General features: G+C 60.0%; 13 protein-coding genes. 7 read left to right on the top strand and 6 right to left on the bottom strand.

Annotated elements, in window-relative coordinates; all coding sequences use genetic code 11:
* Nucleotides 1–38: 38 nt before the first annotated feature.
* Nucleotides 39–1,466 (bottom strand): PTS transporter subunit EIIC, encoded by a 1,428-nt coding sequence (locus I2H19_RS07305; RefSeq protein WP_195622209.1) that lies wholly within the window; start codon nucleotides 1,464–1,466, stop codon nucleotides 39–41.
* A 490-nt stretch (nucleotides 1,467–1,956) separates the two neighbouring features.
* Between I2H19_RS07305 and I2H19_RS07300 the strand changes: the two genes are divergently transcribed.
* From I2H19_RS07300 to I2H19_RS07275, 6 genes are all read left to right on the top strand, one after another.
* Complete coding sequence (locus I2H19_RS07300; RefSeq protein ID WP_195622208.1) at nucleotides 1,957–3,294, top strand: prolyl oligopeptidase family serine peptidase; 1,338 nt, start codon at nucleotides 1,957–1,959, stop codon at nucleotides 3,292–3,294.
* A gap of 264 nt (nucleotides 3,295–3,558) precedes the next feature.
* On the top strand, nucleotides 3,559–5,070 hold the full coding sequence (locus I2H19_RS07295; protein ID WP_267489806.1) for a nucleoside hydrolase-like domain-containing protein: 1,512 nt from the start codon (nucleotides 3,559–3,561) through the stop codon (nucleotides 5,068–5,070).
* Nucleotides 5,071–5,344: 274 nt separating this feature from the next.
* Nucleotides 5,345–6,082 carry a DUF4428 domain-containing protein gene (locus I2H19_RS07290; protein WP_117746877.1) on the top strand — a complete coding sequence of 246 codons (738 nt, stop codon included), beginning with the start codon at nucleotides 5,345–5,347 and terminating at the stop codon, nucleotides 6,080–6,082.
* Nucleotides 6,083–6,106: 24 nt separating this feature from the next.
* Nucleotides 6,107–7,429 (top strand): hypothetical protein, encoded by a 1,323-nt coding sequence (locus I2H19_RS07285; RefSeq protein ID WP_195622206.1) that lies wholly within the window; start codon nucleotides 6,107–6,109, stop codon nucleotides 7,427–7,429.
* Nucleotides 7,430–7,477: 48 nt separating this feature from the next.
* Nucleotides 7,478–8,719, top strand: coding sequence for an SPFH domain-containing protein (locus I2H19_RS07280; protein WP_195622205.1), 1,242 nt, complete (start codon nucleotides 7,478–7,480; stop codon nucleotides 8,717–8,719).
* 80 nt (nucleotides 8,720–8,799) lie between these two features.
* The gene (locus tag I2H19_RS07275) at nucleotides 8,800–9,642 is read left to right on the top strand and encodes a hypothetical protein (RefSeq protein WP_195622204.1); all 843 of its coding nucleotides are present in this window, start codon (nucleotides 8,800–8,802) and stop codon (nucleotides 9,640–9,642) included.
* A gap of 110 nt (nucleotides 9,643–9,752) precedes the next feature.
* On the opposite strand, the gene I2H19_RS07270 is transcribed toward I2H19_RS07275, so the two are convergent.
* The 4 genes from I2H19_RS07270 to I2H19_RS07255 all read right to left on the bottom strand — a co-directional run bounded on the left by I2H19_RS07270 (nucleotide 9,753) and on the right by I2H19_RS07255 (nucleotide 15,443).
* Entirely contained in the window at nucleotides 9,753–10,373 is a 621-nt protein-coding gene (locus I2H19_RS07270; protein WP_195622203.1) for a response regulator transcription factor, read from the bottom strand.
* The gene (locus I2H19_RS07265) at nucleotides 10,370–11,863 is read right to left on the bottom strand and encodes a sensor histidine kinase (RefSeq protein ID WP_229089838.1); all 1,494 of its coding nucleotides are present in this window, start codon (nucleotides 11,861–11,863) and stop codon (nucleotides 10,370–10,372) included. The genes I2H19_RS07270 and I2H19_RS07265 overlap by 4 nt, the downstream gene beginning before the upstream one ends.
* 2 nt (nucleotides 11,864–11,865) lie before the next feature.
* A complete protein-coding gene (locus I2H19_RS07260; RefSeq protein WP_195622201.1) occupies nucleotides 11,866–13,665 on the bottom strand; it encodes a histidine kinase N-terminal 7TM domain-containing protein in 1,800 nt (599 codons plus the stop codon).
* A 347-nt stretch (nucleotides 13,666–14,012) separates the two neighbouring features.
* Nucleotides 14,013–15,443, bottom strand: a complete 1,431-nt coding sequence (locus I2H19_RS07255) for a 6-phospho-beta-glucosidase (RefSeq protein WP_195232940.1) — start codon at nucleotides 15,441–15,443, stop codon at nucleotides 14,013–14,015.
* 480 nt (nucleotides 15,444–15,923) lie between these two features.
* Between I2H19_RS07255 and I2H19_RS07250 the strand changes: the two genes are divergently transcribed.
* Nucleotides 15,924–17,030 carry an ATP-binding protein gene (locus I2H19_RS07250; RefSeq protein ID WP_195622200.1) on the top strand — a complete coding sequence of 369 codons (1,107 nt, stop codon included), beginning with the start codon at nucleotides 15,924–15,926 and terminating at the stop codon, nucleotides 17,028–17,030.
* Nucleotides 17,031–17,225: 195 nt separating this feature from the next.
* Here the strand turns inward: I2H19_RS07250 and I2H19_RS07245 are convergent, their stop codons facing one another.
* Nucleotides 17,226–17,870, bottom strand: a complete 645-nt coding sequence (locus I2H19_RS07245) for a DUF4867 family protein (RefSeq protein WP_195622199.1) — start codon at nucleotides 17,868–17,870, stop codon at nucleotides 17,226–17,228.
* Nucleotides 17,871–17,893: the final 23 nt, after the last annotated feature.

Below are 17,893 nucleotides of genomic sequence, written 5' to 3'. Positions count from 1 at the left end.
CGTGTAGGTAAGGTCGTGTGCGACCGAATGGCTTGGCCTTAGGCCTCCATCTCGGCGAGCTCCTCCTTGGAGAAGCCGGCGACGAAGACGACGGCAGCGGCGATGACAAAGGAGATTGCCATACCGACGATAGCCCAGACGGTGTTCATCTGGCCACCCTGCAGGTAGTTGGTGAAGACCAGGAAGTTGGAGGCACCACCGGCGAGGTAGTAGGTAACACCCATGAGGCCGGAGAACACGGCGCCGATGGCACCGCCGATGAACATACCGAACATGGTGCGACGGAAGCGCATGAGGATACCGAAGAGCGCGGGCTCGGTGACGCCGCCGGCGATGGCGGAGATGACGTAGCCCAGGGCGAGACCCTTCTCGTCGGGGTTCTTCATCTTGAGGAAGGCACCGAAGGCGCAGCCCCAGACAGCGGCCATAGCGCAGTTGGTGGAAACGAAGACGAAGGGATCGTAGCCGGCAGCGATGATCTGAACCTGAGCGAGCAGGATGACGGGCATGTGCATGCCGCAGACCACGAAGAGCTGCCAGAAGGCGCCGAGGACGGCCATGACGATCAGGATACCGACGCCACCCATGTCAGCGAGACCGAAGAGGGCGTTAGCGATGAGGCTACCGATCTCGTTGCCGAGCGGGGCGAGGACGATGAAGGCGATGGGGATGGTAACGATCATGGTGCAGAACGGCGTGAAGACCGTGGAGAGCACGTCGGGCATGACCTTCTTAAAGAACTTCTCGACGAAGTAGAGGACAGGCACCGAAAGGATAATCGGCAGGACGGACTGCTGATAGTTGGCAGCGGCGATCTGAATGCCGTAGACGGAGATGATTCCGCCGCCATCCTGGGTCGCGACACTCACGACGGACGGGGCCATGAGGGCGCCGCCGAGGAGCATGCCCAGAACCGGGGAGGTGCCGAGCTTCTTAGCGGCGGCATAGCCCAGGTAGATGGGGATAAAGGTGAACGTGGCCTCGTACAGGGTGGTGTAGAGGAACGTGTAGGTCGGATCGGTGTCAGAGAGAACGCCGAGCATGGTGGGACCGAGGACCGCAGCGATGGTGCGGAACAGACCGCCGGCCATAAGCAGCGGGATCAGCTGGGTCATGGAGCCCGACAGATAGTCGAGGATGATGTTCGGCAGGTTCTTGAGCTCGAACTTCTCCTTGGGAGCATCGAGGTTCTCGTCGACCGCGGCACCCTGCTTGACGCCGGACATGGCGACGAACTCGGCGAGCACCTTGGGCACGTTCTGGCCGATGATGACCTGGAGCTGGCTGCCGGCGAACTGGCAACCCAGAACACCCTTGACCTTCTTGATCTTCTCCACGTCGGCCTTGTTGTTGTCCTTGAGCGTCAGACGCAGACGCGTCATGCAGTTGGTGGCGACGGAAACATTCTCCGCACCGCCCACGAGCTCGAGGACATCGGTGGCAATCTGCTTGTTATCTACTGCCATGGGACCCCTCCCCATATCATCGTGTGCCTACTCGTTTGGGCGTAGGCACGCCTTTGGCTCGGCGACTATAACCCCTTACGGTCACCGAACCCTTGGATACGCTGTCGTAAACAATGTGTTTACTGAACGTTTACGGGCTTTAGTTTACACGGAACGTCTAATTTGTGACAATTTTGCCGTCTGTAGTCCGGTGAACGGTAGGAAATCGGGGGTGAACGTACTTGAACGGTAAGGGATTGTCTATTTGACGCTCTGCTGCTAAATGCCTATTTACGTGGTCTTTTAATTTGGTAAACACCTCTATTCTTTGTTGACCCATCAACAAAAGCCCTGCTAAATGGTGATAAACGAATGTTTAGTAATTTGTTGAGTGTTCATTTTGACCGTTTACCGAGTTCATCTGCCTGTTCTGTAGCTCTGCATTAAACTAAACATGTTTAAGTTGTATTGCCGCTGATGTTTACCACTCGCGGCGCAGAGGAGGCAGCTCATGGAACTCAAATCGTGCACCTACGCAACCGTCACCACGCTGGGAGACTTTGGCCCCTGGATCAGCAAGGTCGTACTCGACCTGCCCCGCACCGTGCGCGCCAACGACATCGACGCGAACACCTTCCATATATATGTAGAGCGTCACGAGCGCTCGGGCGAGGTTCTGATGCGCAAGGAGCGCGGCGCCGACCATGCCGCGCCCTCCGTGGGTTACATCGACATTCTCGCCGCATATCCGTGCGACGAGAACGGACGTAAGCTCGCCGTGGGCACCCATGTGGCGCTCGAGGTCGCCGAGCAGCGCCTGACCAAGACCATCGAAGGCGGCGTCATGGGCTCGCGCATGCTCGATGACCAGCTGCGCATCACGCAGCTCACAGCTCTTCCCGGCAACGACGGCGACGATCCCACCTGCGGCCTGGTCTTCGACACCTGCCGTGGCGATATCTGCCCCGCGCTCAAAGGCTGGAGCAACGCCACGCAAAAGACCGCCGTCGACGGCATCGCGCTCGAATACGGCTTCTTTGAGCCCAGCTTTAAGGCCGAAGACTCGGCATGCTTCAACCCCTTTGCGCCCGAGGCGACGGTCGTGCCCCAAAAGGCACCGCTCGTGGTGTATCTGCACGGCGCCGGCGAGGGAAAGGGCACCACGCGGGGCGAAGGCGCCACGCGTGCCTATATCGGCAACCGCGTGACGGCCATTAGCCAGGCGCAGATCCAGCGCTACTTTGGCGGCTTTGCCTGGGTGCTCGTGCCGCAGTCGCCCACGTTTTGGATGGACAACGGCGTCGAGCAACTCGGTCGCTCCAACCAGAGCATCTACTCCTCCGTGCTCAAGGCGCTTATCGACGAGTTTGTCGCCGAGCATGCCGACCGCATCGACACCGACCGCATCGTGGTCGCCGGTCTTTCCAACGGCGGCTTTATGACCCTGCGCCTGTGCGCCGACTACCCCGATTTCTTCGCCGCGGGCCTTCCCTGCTGCGCCCCGTGGTACAACGCCACGGACGAGGACGTGGCCGCGCTCGCCAAGACGCCGCTGTGGTTTACGCATTCCAAGGGCGACGAGCTTGTGTCACCGCAACAGACCGTGCTGCCGCTCACGGCGCGCCTGCGCGATGCCGGCGCCAACGTGCACCTTACGTACTTTAGCCATGTCGAGGACCTGACCGGCGTGTATCGCGAGGCCGACGGCTCGGCCAAAAAGACGTTCAACCACGGCGTGTGGATCCACCAATTCAACGACCTGTGTTATCAAGACTTCGACGGGGGCAACGTACTCATCGACGGCGAGCCGGTGGGCTGCTGGGAGTGGTCGGCCAGGGTCGACAGGTAATCTATCCCATCACGGGGCCGAGGGCTTACCTCTGAAAATGTCCTCGGGCATGCGGCCCGGTTGCACCACGCGCTTCGCGCTGTGCAACCGGGCCGCCCCCTGCGGAATATTTTCAGAGGTAAGCCCTCGGCCCCGCTGCGTTTCCGTTGCTGTTGACCCTGGGTGAGCGCTTCCGGCGGGCCGCCGGGTTGACGGCGATGGGGACGTGGGTCCCGTCTTGCCTTGCGCGTAACTGGCTGAAATGATTTTGGTTGGAGCTTTCTTATGACTCGCGATTTAACTCGGGTGATTGTTACTACTGATATGGAAGTCGATGATATGAACTCTCTGGTTCATTTGGCTCTGTATCTTAATGTGCTTGATGTGCAGGCTGTGGTGTACACGGCTTCGCAGTATCACTTTCTTGGGGATGGCGTCCATACGCTCGGTGAGGTGAATCCGCATTGGCGGACTAAGGGGCGGCGCTCCTATGAATGGGATGTTGTGCCTCATGAGCCTGATCCCACGGCTGGGGAGCTTCGTGAGTATCGTCCGTTTCCTGAGCATTGGATTGAAAGTCTCTGGAGTAATGAATATGCCCAGGCTTGGCCGCAGTTGCAGGCTAATGCGGCTGCCGCCGGCGAGCCGCCGTTTCCCTCGCCTGCTCAGATGATTGAGCGTACGTTTGTGGGCAATGTTGCTTTTGAGGGCGATGTGCGCGAGGAGACTGAGGGTTCGCGCGTGATTGCTCAGGCAATCTTGGATGATGACCCGCGTACGCTTTGGCTGCTCAGCTGGGGCGGCATGAATACCATTGTTCGTGCGCTCATGAGCATTGCTGAGCGCTATCGTGATACGCCCGAATGGCCTTCTGTGCAGCAGCGTGTCTATCAGAAGGTGCGCGTGATGGGCGTTGCCGATGGCGTGGGGCAGGACAATTCTTGGCTCGACCATGGGCATGAGCTCTTCCCCGATCTCATCTTTTGGTGTGTGCCCTATATGTATGGCGGCTATGTCGATGCCAAGATGGCTCAGCCCGATACACTGCCGCTGTTCCAGGCTCCCTGGCCCGAACAGAATCTCACGCAGGGCAACGGTCCCCTTATGGCGCGCTATATGCTCTATGGCGATGGCAAGGTGTACGAAAACGAGCCCGAGCGCTTTCAGTTTGGCAAGCATGCGCGCTTGGACTGGGGCCTGGAGGGCATGCCTGCGATGCAGTTTGAGCGCGGCGACTTTATGGCCGAAGGCGACTCAATGACCTATATCCCGCTGCTGCCGTTTGGCCTGCGCGGCATCGATAACCGCGACTTTGACACGTTGCTCGGCCGCATGTTCCTCGACGGGCATCCCGACTCAGATGCGCCTGCCGGCTTTGCAGCCATAGGCACGCCCGTCGATGGCAATCCTAATCCCCATCTGCGCGCCTATCAGGAAGACTTCGCCGCTCGTGCGCAGTGGTGCGCCCATGGGCCCGCGGACTGCTCGCATCCGGCGTATGTTGCCGAGGTCACGGGCGACATGAGCGCCGCGGCCGGCGAGCGCGTTGCTCTTGCAGCGACCATCGTCGACCCCGATGGTAGGGGCTTCGACGCGCACTGGGATGTCGCCGTGGAGCCGTCGCGCTATGCAGGCGCTCAAGATCTGTCGCTGTGGCAGGAATGCGCGACGAACGCCACGTTCACCGTACCCACCGATGCACAACCCGGTGACCGCATCGTGCTCACCCTCGGCGTGCAGACGCGCGCCGAGCGTCCCTGCACCCGCTACGCCCAGGTCGCCGTGACCGTGGCATAACAAGGACGGCGCCCACATTCGGCATGGAGTGTCCCCAACTGCTACTCATTTAAGTACGTCCCCAATGACTACCCAGAAGTTGCGGTGGAATAGTTCCTGTTTGGCCTTCTAAGGCCGCCATTTAGGAACTATTTCACCGCAAGTTATTTGGGGATGAAAAATGGGCCATGTGTCCCAGTTGTGGAGACCTCTTGAGCCGTCTGGGTATCGTGAAAGATCGCACACTCCCCCATCATCAAAAGTGACACACGCTACCTGTTGATGGGAGGCAATCATGGGCTTCTTTGACAAGATGTTCGAGAAGAAAGAGTGCGCGATTTGCGGTACCGAGCTGGGACTTCTAGGTAAGACCAAGATCAACGAAGGCTACCTGTGCAAAGAATGCGTCGGCAAGCTCTCTCCCTTCTTTGGAGGCTATCGCTCTAGCACCGCGGACGACATTCGCGAGCAGCTCGCCTATCGCGAGGCCAATGCCGAGCGCCTGGCATCGTTCAATCCCACGCGCACGCTCTCGGCCGGGCGCACCAATATCATGCTCGACGAGGACGCGGGCCTGCTGATCATTACCTCGCAGACGCGCTGGCGCGACGCCAATCCCGACATCATCGAGTTTTCGCAGGTGCTCGGTTGCGATATGGATATCGACGAGCACCGCACCGAGATCTATCGCGAGACCAAGGACGGCGAGCGTGAGAGTTATGACCCGCCGCGCTACGACCTGGATTACGACTTCAATCTGACCATCCACGTCAACACGCCGTACTTTACCGAGATCGACCTGCGCGTGAACGACTCCACCATCGAGCAGCGCGGATCCATCGAGTACCGCGAGGCCAAGCGTCAGGCAACCGAAGTCCGCGACGCGCTGGTGCAGCTGCGTCAGGAGACGCGCGATAGCGTCGTTGCCGCCAAGGCCCCCAAGACCGCGGTGACCTGCCCCTTCTGCGGCGCCACCACCATTCCCGATGCCAGTGGGCGCTGCGAATACTGCGGCGGCGCCATCGGCGCATAGCCCTCGGCACGGAAAGGACCGATCATGGCCTTCGAAAGCGTTAACTATCAGTGCCCCGCGTGTGGCGGCCCGCTGCATTTTGCCAGCGCCGAGCAAAAGCTCGTCTGTGACTACTGCGACTCGCGCTTTGAAGTCGAAGAGGTCGAGGCTCTCTATCGCGAGCGCCAGGACAAGGCAGATGCCAAAGCCGATGCGGCGGCCGCAACATCCAAGCCCGCATCCGACGATGCGGTGCAGGAACTGGCCCAAAACGCCGGCTATATCTGCTCGTCGTGTGGCGCCGAGTTGATCTCGGACGGCACCGTCGCCGTCTCCACCTGCCCATACTGCGGCAATCCCGCCGTGGCGCCCGGCCAGCTCTCGGGCGACTTCTCCCCCGACCTGGTGATTCCGTTTAAGCTCGGGCGCGACGATGTCTTGGCCGCGCTCAAGGAGCACTACAAGGGCAAGATCCTGCTGCCCAAGAGCTTTGTCACCGGCAACCACATCGACGAAGTCCAAGGCGTCTACGTGCCGTTTTGGCTCTACGGCGCCCGCGTGGACGGCGAAGTGCACTTTGACGCAACCAACGAGACCGTGACCGAGGAATCCGACCGCACCGTCACGACCACCGACCACTACGATGCCTACCGTAAGGGCAATATCTCGTTTGAGCGCGTGCCCGTCGACGGATCGTCCAAGATGCCCGACGGCCACATGGACGCCATCGAACCGTTTGACTACGACGCGCTGCGCCCGTTCTCGGTCGCCTACATGCCCGGCTACATCGCCAACCGTTACGATGAGGACTGCGAGACTTGCAAGGCCCGTGCCGAGCGCCGTATGGAAGAAAGCACGATCTCGGCCCTGCGCGAGACCGTTATCGATGAGTACGACGATGCCTCGGTCGAGAGCAAGCAGCTCGACTACACCTGGGAAGACAGCGACTACGCCTTGTTCCCCGTCTGGATGCTCTCGACCTCGTGGAACGGCAAGAGCTACCTGTTTGCCATGAACGGCCAAACCGGCCGTATGGTCGGCGAGCTCCCCTGCTCCAAGCCCAAGCTCATTATCGCCTCGCTGCTGTTCTTTGTGATCGGATTTGTCCTCTCCCAGATTCTCTTTATGGGCGAATACGCCTTCGATCCGGATTACCTCACCTTTGATATCGAGGGCATCCTCATCAACATCGTCGCGCCGCTGATCATCGTGATTATCGGAGACGTGCTGCTGGTAGGCCAGCTCAAGACGGCCAACGAGGCGACCCACGCCGACGAGTACTGCGGCGAGCTCGACCTGGTCGAGAAGCACGACACCTTCAGCCACACCGAGACCACCGTTGTCATGAAGGACGACAAGGACGACTAAGCAATCCGACCAATACCACCCGGACTTTGACGAGAAAGGAAGATCACCATGGGACTCTTGAAAGCTGGATTGGGAGCTGCCGGCGGCGTCATGGCCGACCAGTGGAAGGAATTTATCTACTGCGAATCGATGCCCGCTGACGTCTTGGCCTGCAAGGGCGTCAAACGAACCGGCGGCCGCAGCTCCAACACACACGGCGAGGACAACGTCATCTCCAACGGCTCCGTCATCGCCGTCAACGACGGCCAGGGCATGCTCGTGGTGCAAAACGGCAAGATCATCGAAGTCGCACTGGAGCCCGGCGAGTTCGTCTTCGATACCGGCAGCGAGCCGAGCGTCTTTAGCGGCAACCTGGGCGACTCCATCAAGGAGACCTTCGCCAATATCGGCAGCCGCTTTACCTTCGGCGGCGACGCGGGCAAGGACCAGCGCGTCTACTTCATTAACACCAAGGAGATTATCGGCAATAAGTACGGCACCGCCTCGCCCGTGCCCTTCCGCGTGGTCGACAACAACATTGGCCTGGACGTCGACATCTCCGTGCGCTGCAACGGCGAGTATTCGTACCGCATCACCAACCCGCTGCTGTTCTACACCAATGTATGCGGCAACGTGACCGATAGCTACACGCGCGACAAGATCGACAGCCAGCTTAAGTCCGAGCTGCTCACCGCCCTGCAGCCCGCCTTTGCCAAGATCTCGGAGATGGGCATCCGCTACAGCGCCATCCCCGGCCACACCACCGAGCTCGCCCGCGCGCTCAACGAGGTCCTCTCCGCCGACTGGCGCGACCTGCGTGGCGTCGAGATCGTGAGCTTTGGCGTAAACTCCATCGCCGCCTCGCAAGAAGACGAGCAGATGATCAAGGACCTGCAGAAGGCCGCCGTCATGCGCGATCCCACCATGGCAGCCGCCAACATCGCCAGTGCCCAGAGCGACGCGATGCGTGCCGCGGCGGCCAACCCCAACGGCGCGATGGCCGGCTTTATGGGCATGGGTATGGCAGGCGGCATGGGCGGCATGAACGCCAGCCAGCTGTTCGCTGCCGGCCAGGCGCAGCAGCAGGCCGCCCCGCAACCGGCACCTGCTCCCGCCCCGGCACCGGCTCCCGCCGCCGCGCCTGCGGCCGGCACGTGGACCTGCAGCTGCGGCGCCACCAACACCGGCAAGTTCTGCCCGGAGTGCGGCAGCCCCGCGCCCGCCCCGGCACCGGCCAAGTGGTTCTGCCCCAACTGCGGTAGCGAAAACGGCGGCAAGTTCTGCAGCAACTGCGGAACGCCCAGGCCCTAGCCCCTCTATCTGGTAATTGGCGGGGGATCCGCCACCCCCGCATTTGCTTCTATGGGTTTTCACACAAGAAGGAGGACACCATGAAGACAACGTTCAAAAAGTCCGTACTCGCATTCCTGACATGCGTCCTGGCGCTCGCCTTTGCCCTGACGGGCTGCAGCGGCGGCGCCAAAGACCCCAAGGCCGACTTCGTCGGCAGCTGGGAACTCTCGGGTGGAACCGTGGATGGCGAAGAGCTGACCGATGAGTACATGAAGATGCTCGAGGATTGGGGTGTCCACTGCGTCCTGATTCTCGACGAGGACGGTACAGGCGCCCTCGATCTGTTCCTTGAGGTTGTCGACCTTAAATGGGAGGCAAAGGACGCCACCACCGTAACGATCACCGCCGAAGACGAGTCGCACGACATGAAGCTCAAGGACGGCAAACTCATCCTCGAAGAGGATGACGGTAACCTCGTCTTTACCAAGTCCGACAAGGATCTGTCCGGCACGGTGAAGAAGGATCGCGAGGCGGCCGAAAAGGAAGAGGAGATCGATGAGGCCGTCGAAGACGACGACGTCCAGCGCGTCGAAATCTCCCCCGCCGTCACCGTCGCCGATGACGATCTGTGCACCATCACCGTCACCGAGAAGTTCAAGGACGACTGGGGCGACATCGGCTTTGTCGTCAACATCACCAACAAGAGCGACAAGGACCTGACCTTCTACGCCCCCAGCGGTAAGACCAACGTCAACGGCACCATGAAGGAACCCTGGTTCTCGGCTCACCTGATGCCCGGCACCAACGCCACCGAGGAATTCACGTTCTCGAGCGGCGAGCTCGATAGCCTCGACGACCTGGTCAACACGACCATCGGCATCGACGCCTACCTGACCGATTCCTACGAGGATGTCGCCTCCTACAGCGCAACCATCGCGTAACGGCAGACCACGACAGCCGCGGATTGGCGGACACATCCGCGCACATGCCAGACGGGGCCGCAGGAGATAATCCTGCGGCCCCGTCGCTTTGTGCCGATAGGTAACGAGCGTTAGCGCTCCATATTGGGGACGATGCTGCCTTCGGTCACCGCGTGCACGGCCAGGCGCATGATGTTGTCGTAGCCGGTCTTGTTGAGAATCTCCGAGATACGGCGCTTGATCGTGCCCTCGCTCATAAACAACTCGGCCGCAATCTCGCGACGGCTCTTGCCTTCGCAGGCAAGGCGCAAAATCGACAGCTCAACGTCGTCGAGCGCCGCCGTGCCCGAAAAGATGCTTTCGGGCGGCTTGGGAAACGTGCAGTAACCCGCCAGCGTGGAGCGCATCACGGCAAAGAGCTCATCGATGCCGACGTTCTTGTACACAAAGCTGTCGACGCCTGCCTCGCGCGCCTGATCCACAAACGTAATCTCGGGCATGCCCGTCATGATAATGACGCGGCACTCGGGCAGCTGCTCCTTGATGCGCGCCGCCGCCACGATGCCGTTGGAATCGTGCTCAGTGCACACATCCATCAGTATCATGTCCGGGCGCTCCTTGAGCGCAACGTCCAAGGCATCTGAGGCATCGGCGATGGCGGCAACAACGGTCATGTCGGGCTGGTCGCCAACGGAGCGCGCGAGGCTCTCGCGCAAGATGGCTTGGTCTTCGACGATAAGGGTACGAATCATGAGCTTCTCCTTTGGACCGTTGCGTTGGAGTTCAGCGGAATGGATACCGTAAGCGTAAAGGGCGGGGCGGCATGGACCTCCAGGCTGCCGCCCAGATTTTGCGCGACATGCCTCATACCTGGAAAACCCGTTCCCTCGCGATACGATACGGGGGCAGGCGCGCCGTCGTTTGAGACCGTCATGTGTGCAATGGCGCCGCCATCCGACCCCTCCCGCCACAGGCGCACCTGGACTTGGTGGGCCTGCGCATGCTTGGTGGCATTGGTCGATGCCTCGCGGATAATCTGCAAAAAGGCGGCAGCGACGTGAGCATCGTCCGGAAGCGATCCATCTACATCGATCTGAACGCTCACCAGGCCAAAGGCATGAACGATATCGCCCAGTTGCTCCGCAGGCTCGCTAGCGCCACCGCTACGCAGGTCGGCGGCAATCGAGCGCAGCAGCGGGTCAATCTGCTCGAGCGACTCGTCATCCAGACGCCCCTCTTCCAGATATCGATGAAGGATGGACAGGCGCTGCCCGATCACGTCGTGTACGCGGGCGCGCATACGCAGGTAGGCCGCATTGTCGGCAACCTTTTTGACTTCTTCGATCTGGGCCTGGAGCTCTTGACCCGCAAGCTCAAGCAGGTGATTGGCCTGCGCCAGACGGTCGTGGGCATGTGCGTACTCCGTCACGTCCAAGCCAATAATGCGCTCAAAGGGACGGCCCGAAACCATAACCTCATCACATGCGAACAGACGAATCTCGGAGGAGGAAACCTCGACCACCGCACGCGACTCCCCAAAGCGGTCCAGGTCGATTCGAACGCGATTTTTGCTGCTCTCGGGCATCTGCGCACTGAGTTTTCGAAGGCCGTTCCACGTATCGCTCATGTCGTGCAGGTCGGTGGGCATGTGAAGCTCCACGAGGTTCCTGCGCATGCAGCGGTTCATGAGCAACGGGCGGCCTTTCGAATCCAGATACAGAATGCCGACGGGGATCACGTTAATGGTCTCGATTGTCGAAAACGCCGTGATGTCCTCCTGGCGGTTGCGCACGTCCATCAAAAGCGCCGCGATGGAGCGGAACAGGAAGAACGCGCCCTCCGCGATAAGGACTGCAGGCCATGTCGAGCCCATGACGCAAACAACCGGCGGCGTCACGGCGGCAACAAGCAGCAGCTCAGCCATCATAACGGGACGGCGATAATGCACCATAAGGACTACGCCATAGGCGGCAATCGCGGCGTTGAGCCATAGCAGCGCGCCCGCCGCCTCGGCGACGACATAGAGCGGCGCCACCAGATGCGACCCGCTCGACGCGAACAAGATGACGGCCGAGATAATCAAGTGCAGCACAAGGCTCGACTCATAGACGCAAATCACTTTGCGGTTGTAAGACGAACGACGCGATGCGATGAGCGGAACATGGATGGTCTGCAGGCATGCCACCAAGGCAAAGAGCACATCGAGCGCAACGATCTGGGGAAGGATAAGCGGCATCTGCATCATCACTCACCCGCCCGCGGCATCAGCACGATCATACGCAGCTGACCGGCCTCGCCCTCAAGACGATACGCCACGTTACGCCCCTGCAGTGCAACCTCGAGCTCGTGCGCGGCGGGCGTCTGCGACAAGTCTTCCGTGTCGTTGGAAAAGAGTGTGGCACGCAGCTCCACGCTGCACGAATCGTGTTCGCTCAGATGGTACATGAGTGCCGGATGATCGGTGGTGTAGGCGAAAAACGCAAAGTCATACACGCAGTCGTACAGCGCGCTTACCGTACTGGCATGCATCGGACGCTGTATGGCGATGATCGAAGCGCAGTCGACATCGATGGTGCGCAAGTCACTTGCCAGCTCGTTGGCAATGAGTTGGATGCGATCGCGGTCAAATCCGCTTTCCCCATGCTGCGCCAACGTGAGCGAGCCCTTGCGTTTGCAATAGGCGACGAGCATCTTGGCACATTGCAGCATGCGATAGCGCTCATGCGAGGATGCCTCATCGGTTAACGGCGGCAGCGAGCCCAGCAGCCCATGCATCTCATCGAGCGCGCGGGCAAGCGCCTGGTCGACATCTTTGACCAGCAAGGCCTCGGCCTCCTGGTCGGCAAGATGCGTCTTAAGATCGTAGTCGGCCGTAAGTAGCTCGTTTTGGCGCTGCAATTCCATGCGCCGGTACGCCAGCTCGCGATTGAGCTCGTTGAGCTCCGATACGTCTTGGGCGAGCAATGCCGATCCGCCTAGCAGTGGGAAGGCGCGGTACATCACATCGGGATCGGACGCCACGGTAAAGGCGTGGGCATGCCCGTGCTCCTGAGCGCGCAGCTCTTCGCGCACACCCGCCGGAATCGGCTTTGATACCGGCGTGGCATAGACTTCCTGCAGGTCGCGCGTTATAACTTTAAGATCGAGCGGCAGGGTGTCGAAAATGTTGGCAATGCCGTGGTACGACGGAATGACGCCGCAATCGAGGCAAATCTCGAGCGTCACCACGCACAGCACGCAATAGACGAGCGAAAAGTTGAGCTTCCATGCCCAAGGCACGCGCAGGGCGTACGAAATGGCAAAGAACGCGCCGCCCAGCAGCACGAGTGCCGCCGTGCCCGAAAAACGTTGGATACGGAAGGACGATGACCGACCCACCAAAATGAAAAAGGCGACAAAGTTAAAGGCCGTCCATATCAGAACGGCAAAATAGCCCCAGCCGTACGTGTAATCGTTACTCCAGGTTTCACTCGAGCGATCGAAATGAAAGACCTGTTGGTGAAAATCGTTGGTAAGCACAAACCCAATGAGCAGGATGGCCGCGATCCACAGGGCTGTGCGGTAGCGGCGACCCGCACGATGTTGCTCCAACCCTGCAAGGCGCAGGCCGCACAGCTGGTAGAGGAGCGGAATGAGCGTCATGGGCACGTAGTACAGGTACCACAGCACGGTGGCATAGAACGGCGTGAACGACTTGTACTTGAGGATGACCTCGATCATCCACAAGGCGCTGATGGTGGCAACGGCAACGAGGCGCCGGCGCAAGACGTAATCCAGACAGCGCAGATAGACCAGCACACCCCAGATTGAGAACGCGACGGCAGCGAGGAGCAGCGGAATCGAGCTCGAATGGATAAGCCCGTCCACGACTTCTTTGGACACCTCGTTATAGATGGGCACGGTGTTGGAGAGCTTGGGATCGGAAGCGAATGACGCCGGCAAGACCGCCAAAAGCAGAAGAAACAGTGCGGTTATGACGCCGGCAATGACGAAGGCGCGGCGACGGTACACCAGGTGCGTTATGCCAACGAGGAATCGCGGCATGGCGAAGAGCCTGCCGCCCCTGGGATCCGCCACCGGCGCGGATCGGGCGGCCGCATGGCCGATATGTCGCTCGCGGGTACCCATAGTGCTTTTAGTGTACCGACAGGCAGGCTCAAAAAACGGGCCGCATGTCCCAAAATCCGTAGACGGCAAAGCGCCCGACGAGCACAAACTGCTCGCCGGGCGCTTTGGTTAGGAGACTATGATTGCCGGGAAAGCCTAGGACAGGTCTGTAAGATTTGAGTCTAGGGTTTTCCAGGTGCCGTAGATTGGGTCGAATGGGGAGCGCCGCGTACTTAAGGTACGCAAGCGACGAATGAGGCCCAAGGTACGGTGGCTGGGAAAGCCTAGGCCAGATCTTCGCCGTTGGAAGCGATTACCTTCTTATACCAGTCGAAGCTCTTCTTCTTGGAGCGCTTGAGGGTGCCGTTACCGGCATCGTCGCGGTCCACGTAGATGAAGCCGTAGCGCTTGGACATCTCGCCCGTGCCGGCCGAGACCAGGTCGATCGGACCCCAGGTGGTGTAACCCAGCAGGTCGACGCCGTCCTCGGTCACCGCGTCGCGCATCGCGGCGATGTGCTGGCGCAGGTAATCGATACGGTAGTCGTCGTTGATGGAGCCGTCCTCCTCGACAACATCCTTGGCGCCCAGACCGTTCTCAACCACAAACAGAGGCTTCTGATAGCGGTCGTACAGGTCGTTGAGGGTAATGCGGAAGCCTAGCGGATCGATGGCCCAGCCCCACTGGCTCTGCTGCAGGTAGGGGTTCTTGGCACCGGCGAAGGCGTTGCCCTGGGTCTTCTCGACATCGGGATTGTCGGCGCCCGCGGAGCAGCGGGTGGAGTAGTAGCTAAAGCTGATGAAGTCGACGGTGTTGTCGGCCAGGATCTCGCGGTCCTCGTCGGTCATGCCCACATCGATACCCAGACGCTCGAGCTTCTTGACGGCATAGGCCGGGTAATAGCCACGGCTCTGGACGTCGACGAAGAAGTAGTTGTCCTGGTTGTCGAGCTGGGCCTGGCGCACATCGCCCGGGCGACAGCTGTAGGGGTAGTAGGTGCCGGCAGCGAGCATGCAGCCAATCTTGACCTCGGGGTCGATCTCGTGGGCGATCTTGGTGGCCCAAGCGCTGGCGACGAGCTCGTTGTGGGCGGCCAGATACTCGACGGCCTCCCTGTTCTCGCCCTCCTCAAAAACCAGGCCGGCACCCATAAACGGCAGGTGCAGGATCATGTTGATCTCGTTAAAGGTGAGCCAATACTTCACCAGGCCCTTGTAGCGGGTGAAGATCGTAGTCGCAAGGTTCTTGTAGAAGTCGATGAGCTTGCGGTTGCGCCAGCCGCCGTATTCCTTGATGAGGTGAATCGGGCAGTCGAAGTGCGTGATGGTCACGAGCGGCTCGATGCCGTACTTTTGGCACTCGCGGAACACATCTTCATAGAAAGCCAGGCCGGCCTCGTTGGGCTCAGCCTCGTCACCGTTGGGGAAGATGCGGGTCCATGCCAGGCTCATGCGGAAGGTCTTAAAGCCCATCTCGGCGAAGAGGGCGATGTCCTCCTTGTAGTGATGGTAGAAATCGATGCCGGTCTGCGCGGGATAGTAGTAGCCATCCTCGAAGTCGAGCATCTTACGCTGGCCGGAGACCACCGCGTAGCGCTCAGCGCCGTGCGGCGCCACGTCCACGTTAGCCAAGCCGCGACCGTCCACGTCGTAGGCACCCTCGCACTGGTTGGCAGCCGTCGCGCCGCCCCACAGGAAGTCTTTACGGAAAGCCATGCATCGATCCTTTCATACGCTGCTTGTCGTGGTTTCAGTATCCCCCACAAACAGCGCGCCGCTCAACGACAACGACGCAGGCCGATACTTCTTTTCGTACGCAGGCGCCCAACAGCCGCCCACGCCTGACACTTTCTGATACCCAACCGCCACAAAGAGGACAGGCACCTTTGTGGTGGTTTGGACCCGAGAGATAGTCCGCTCCGCCGGTTTGTCTCAATCTGTAACAGTTAGACCGTTAAAACCGAGCCTGGTGTTACAGATCGAGATTTTCGGGCAGCCCCCTGCAGTTTGTCTCGTTCTGTAACAGGAAAAGACGATTTAGCCTGCTAGATGTTACAGAACGAGACAGAAGGTCCCGGTCTTCGTTGATGTCGAGGTTCTTTTCGATGAGCCCCCCCTGAAGCCGCCCTCGACCAGTAGTCAATTTGACTGAATAGGAAAAAAAGGAAAAAATAGGAAAAAAAGGAAAGGAGACTTATGACTGAAACCATCTTCTCCCCTTCATTTGGAAATCGCCCATCCTATCTCGTTGGGCGAGGAAATGTAATTTCAACATTCATCTCCGGCCTTGAACAGGAGCCGGGCAATCGAGACCGCGCCATGCTCATGCTCGGCCAGCGAGGAAGCGGCAAGACGGTTCTCCTGTGGGAGCTCGCCGATCGTGCTCGCAAGCTTGGCTTCGTCGTCGCCACGCCCACCGTTGCCTCCGAGGACATGCTCGAGCGCATTGTTGAAAAAATCCAAGAGGCGGGCGAGCCCTATGCCAACAAACGCCATCTCCCTAAACTCACGGGCGGCAGCCTGAGCGTCTTCGGTTTCTCAGCCGGCCTTGAGTTCACGCGCGATGTGCAGGAAACCAAGAGTTTCCAGTTCAAGCTCACGCAACTGGCGCGCAAACTAACCGAGCAAGGACATGGCATCCTCATCCTCATCGATGAGCTTCAGGCTAATTCGCCCGAGATCAGACAACTCGTCACCGCTTATCAAGAACTCGTCGGCGAGAGACTCAACGTCGCACTCGTTATGGCGGGCCTTCCGGGAGCGGTCTCGGCGACGCTCAATGACCGCGTGCTGACGTTTCTCAACCGCGCTCGCAAAGTCACACTCGAACCGCTTTCAGTCGGAGACGTCGACACCTATTACCAGCGGGCTTTCGAAGAACTCGACCTTGATATCCCAAGCGATCTTCGACTAGATGCCGCTCGCGCAACCCAGGGCTCGCCCTACATGTTGCAGCTCATCGGTTACAACATCGCCAATCGTTGCCAGGCAGGAGAACGCGCAACACGAGAGCTAGTCGACGGAGCCATCGAGGCGTCAAAGGTCGATTTCGAAAACGATGTGTGCGAGACGACGCTCGCCGCGCTCTCGGACCAAGACGTTGCGTTTCTTGCCGCAATGGCGGATGACGAAGACACCGTGTCGCGCATTTCTGATGTAGCCGAGCGCATGTCGGTCACACCCGACTACGCACAAAAGTATCGCCGGCGCCTTATCGACGCCGGCGTAATCGAACAGGCCCGCCGCGGGTACGTGCGCTTCGCTGTTCCTTATATGGCTGACTACCTGCGCAGTCAGCTGTAGGAAAACCACCACGAAGGGGACAGGCACCTTTGTGATGGTTTTGACCGGTTTGTCTCGGTCTGTAACAGTTAGACCGTCAAAACCGAGCCTGGTGTTACAGATTGAGATTTTCGGGCAGCCCCCTGCAGTTTGTCTCGTTCTGTAACAGGTAGAGACGATTTTGGCTGCTAGATGTTACAGGATTGAGACGAAGCGCTAGTCGCAGGTGATGTCGAGGTTTTTGCCGATTAGGCCTACGTAGCCGCCCTCGGCTGCTTTGGGACTATCGGCGTGGCAGAGGACCCACTTGTCGGCCTTCCAGTAGCAGTAGCTGTCGCCGGCGGCGGACATGTTGGCAGCGGCCTCGGGACGCGGACCATTGGTGCCGGCGGGCAGCGCTACCATTACCTGGAAGCCACCGTCGTCGACCATGCACGGCGTGTAGTGCAGCGTCGTGGCGTAGACCTCGACGAGCGTGCCGGCCGGCGCGCGGAAGGCCTTGACCTGCGCGGTATCGAGCTTGCCGTCGACGATCTGCTCGCGCTTGGCCAGCAGCAGGATAAAATCGCGGGCGCCCAGGTTGAACTCGCTGGCGCGGTGATACTCCAGGCAGTTGAGCTTCGTGTTACGGCCGTTGCACCAGCCCAGCTGGAAGGGGCGGCCGCCGTACATGAGCAGACCGAGCGTGTCGGCACCTTCGACCTGTTCCAGCTCGGGCGCGGAGGCCACATACTTGCTACCCTCGGGAATGGGCGTGGCGGAAAGTGCCTCGACAAGCGGAGCTGTCAGGCTGGAGGGTACGTCGTCCCACACGCGGCCGTAGGACTTGAACTCGGGATCGGTAACAGAGTAGATATGCATGTTCGCTCCTGTTCGTAAATGTG

The sequence above is a fragment of the Collinsella aerofaciens genome, assembly GCF_015560135.1.
In the GTDB taxonomy this organism is placed as follows: Bacteria; Actinomycetota; Coriobacteriia; order Coriobacteriales; family Coriobacteriaceae; genus Collinsella; species Collinsella aerofaciens_AN.
Note: the sequence above shows the minus strand (reverse complement) of the source record. Positions and strands in the feature narration are given on the sequence as shown.

Coding starts and splice junctions, on each gene's coding strand:
- I2H19_RS07285 (WP_195622206.1), top strand. CDS start 6,107: ATGGCCTTCGAAAGCGTTAACTATCAGTGCCCCGCGTGTGGCGGCCCG.
- I2H19_RS07245 (WP_195622199.1), bottom strand. CDS start 17,870: ATGCATATCTACTCTGTTACCGATCCCGAGTTCAAGTCCTACGGCCGC.
- I2H19_RS07275 (WP_195622204.1), top strand. CDS start 8,800: ATGAAGACAACGTTCAAAAAGTCCGTACTCGCATTCCTGACATGCGTC.
- I2H19_RS07290 (WP_117746877.1), top strand. CDS start 5,345: ATGGGCTTCTTTGACAAGATGTTCGAGAAGAAAGAGTGCGCGATTTGC.
- I2H19_RS07250 (WP_195622200.1), top strand. CDS start 15,924: ATGACTGAAACCATCTTCTCCCCTTCATTTGGAAATCGCCCATCCTAT.
- I2H19_RS07265 (WP_229089838.1), bottom strand. CDS start 11,863: ATGCAGATGCCGCTTATCCTTCCCCAGATCGTTGCGCTCGATGTGCTC.
- I2H19_RS07280 (WP_195622205.1), top strand. CDS start 7,478: ATGGGACTCTTGAAAGCTGGATTGGGAGCTGCCGGCGGCGTCATGGCC.
- I2H19_RS07255 (WP_195232940.1), bottom strand. CDS start 15,443: ATGGCTTTCCGTAAAGACTTCCTGTGGGGCGGCGCGACGGCTGCCAAC.
- I2H19_RS07300 (WP_195622208.1), top strand. CDS start 1,957: ATGGAACTCAAATCGTGCACCTACGCAACCGTCACCACGCTGGGAGAC.
- I2H19_RS07260 (WP_195622201.1), bottom strand. CDS start 13,665: ATGCCGCGATTCCTCGTTGGCATAACGCACCTGGTGTACCGTCGCCGC.
- I2H19_RS07305 (WP_195622209.1), bottom strand. CDS start 1,466: ATGGCAGTAGATAACAAGCAGATTGCCACCGATGTCCTCGAGCTCGTG.
- I2H19_RS07295 (WP_267489806.1), top strand. CDS start 3,559: ATGACTCGCGATTTAACTCGGGTGATTGTTACTACTGATATGGAAGTC.
- I2H19_RS07270 (WP_195622203.1), bottom strand. CDS start 10,373: ATGATTCGTACCCTTATCGTCGAAGACCAAGCCATCTTGCGCGAGAGC.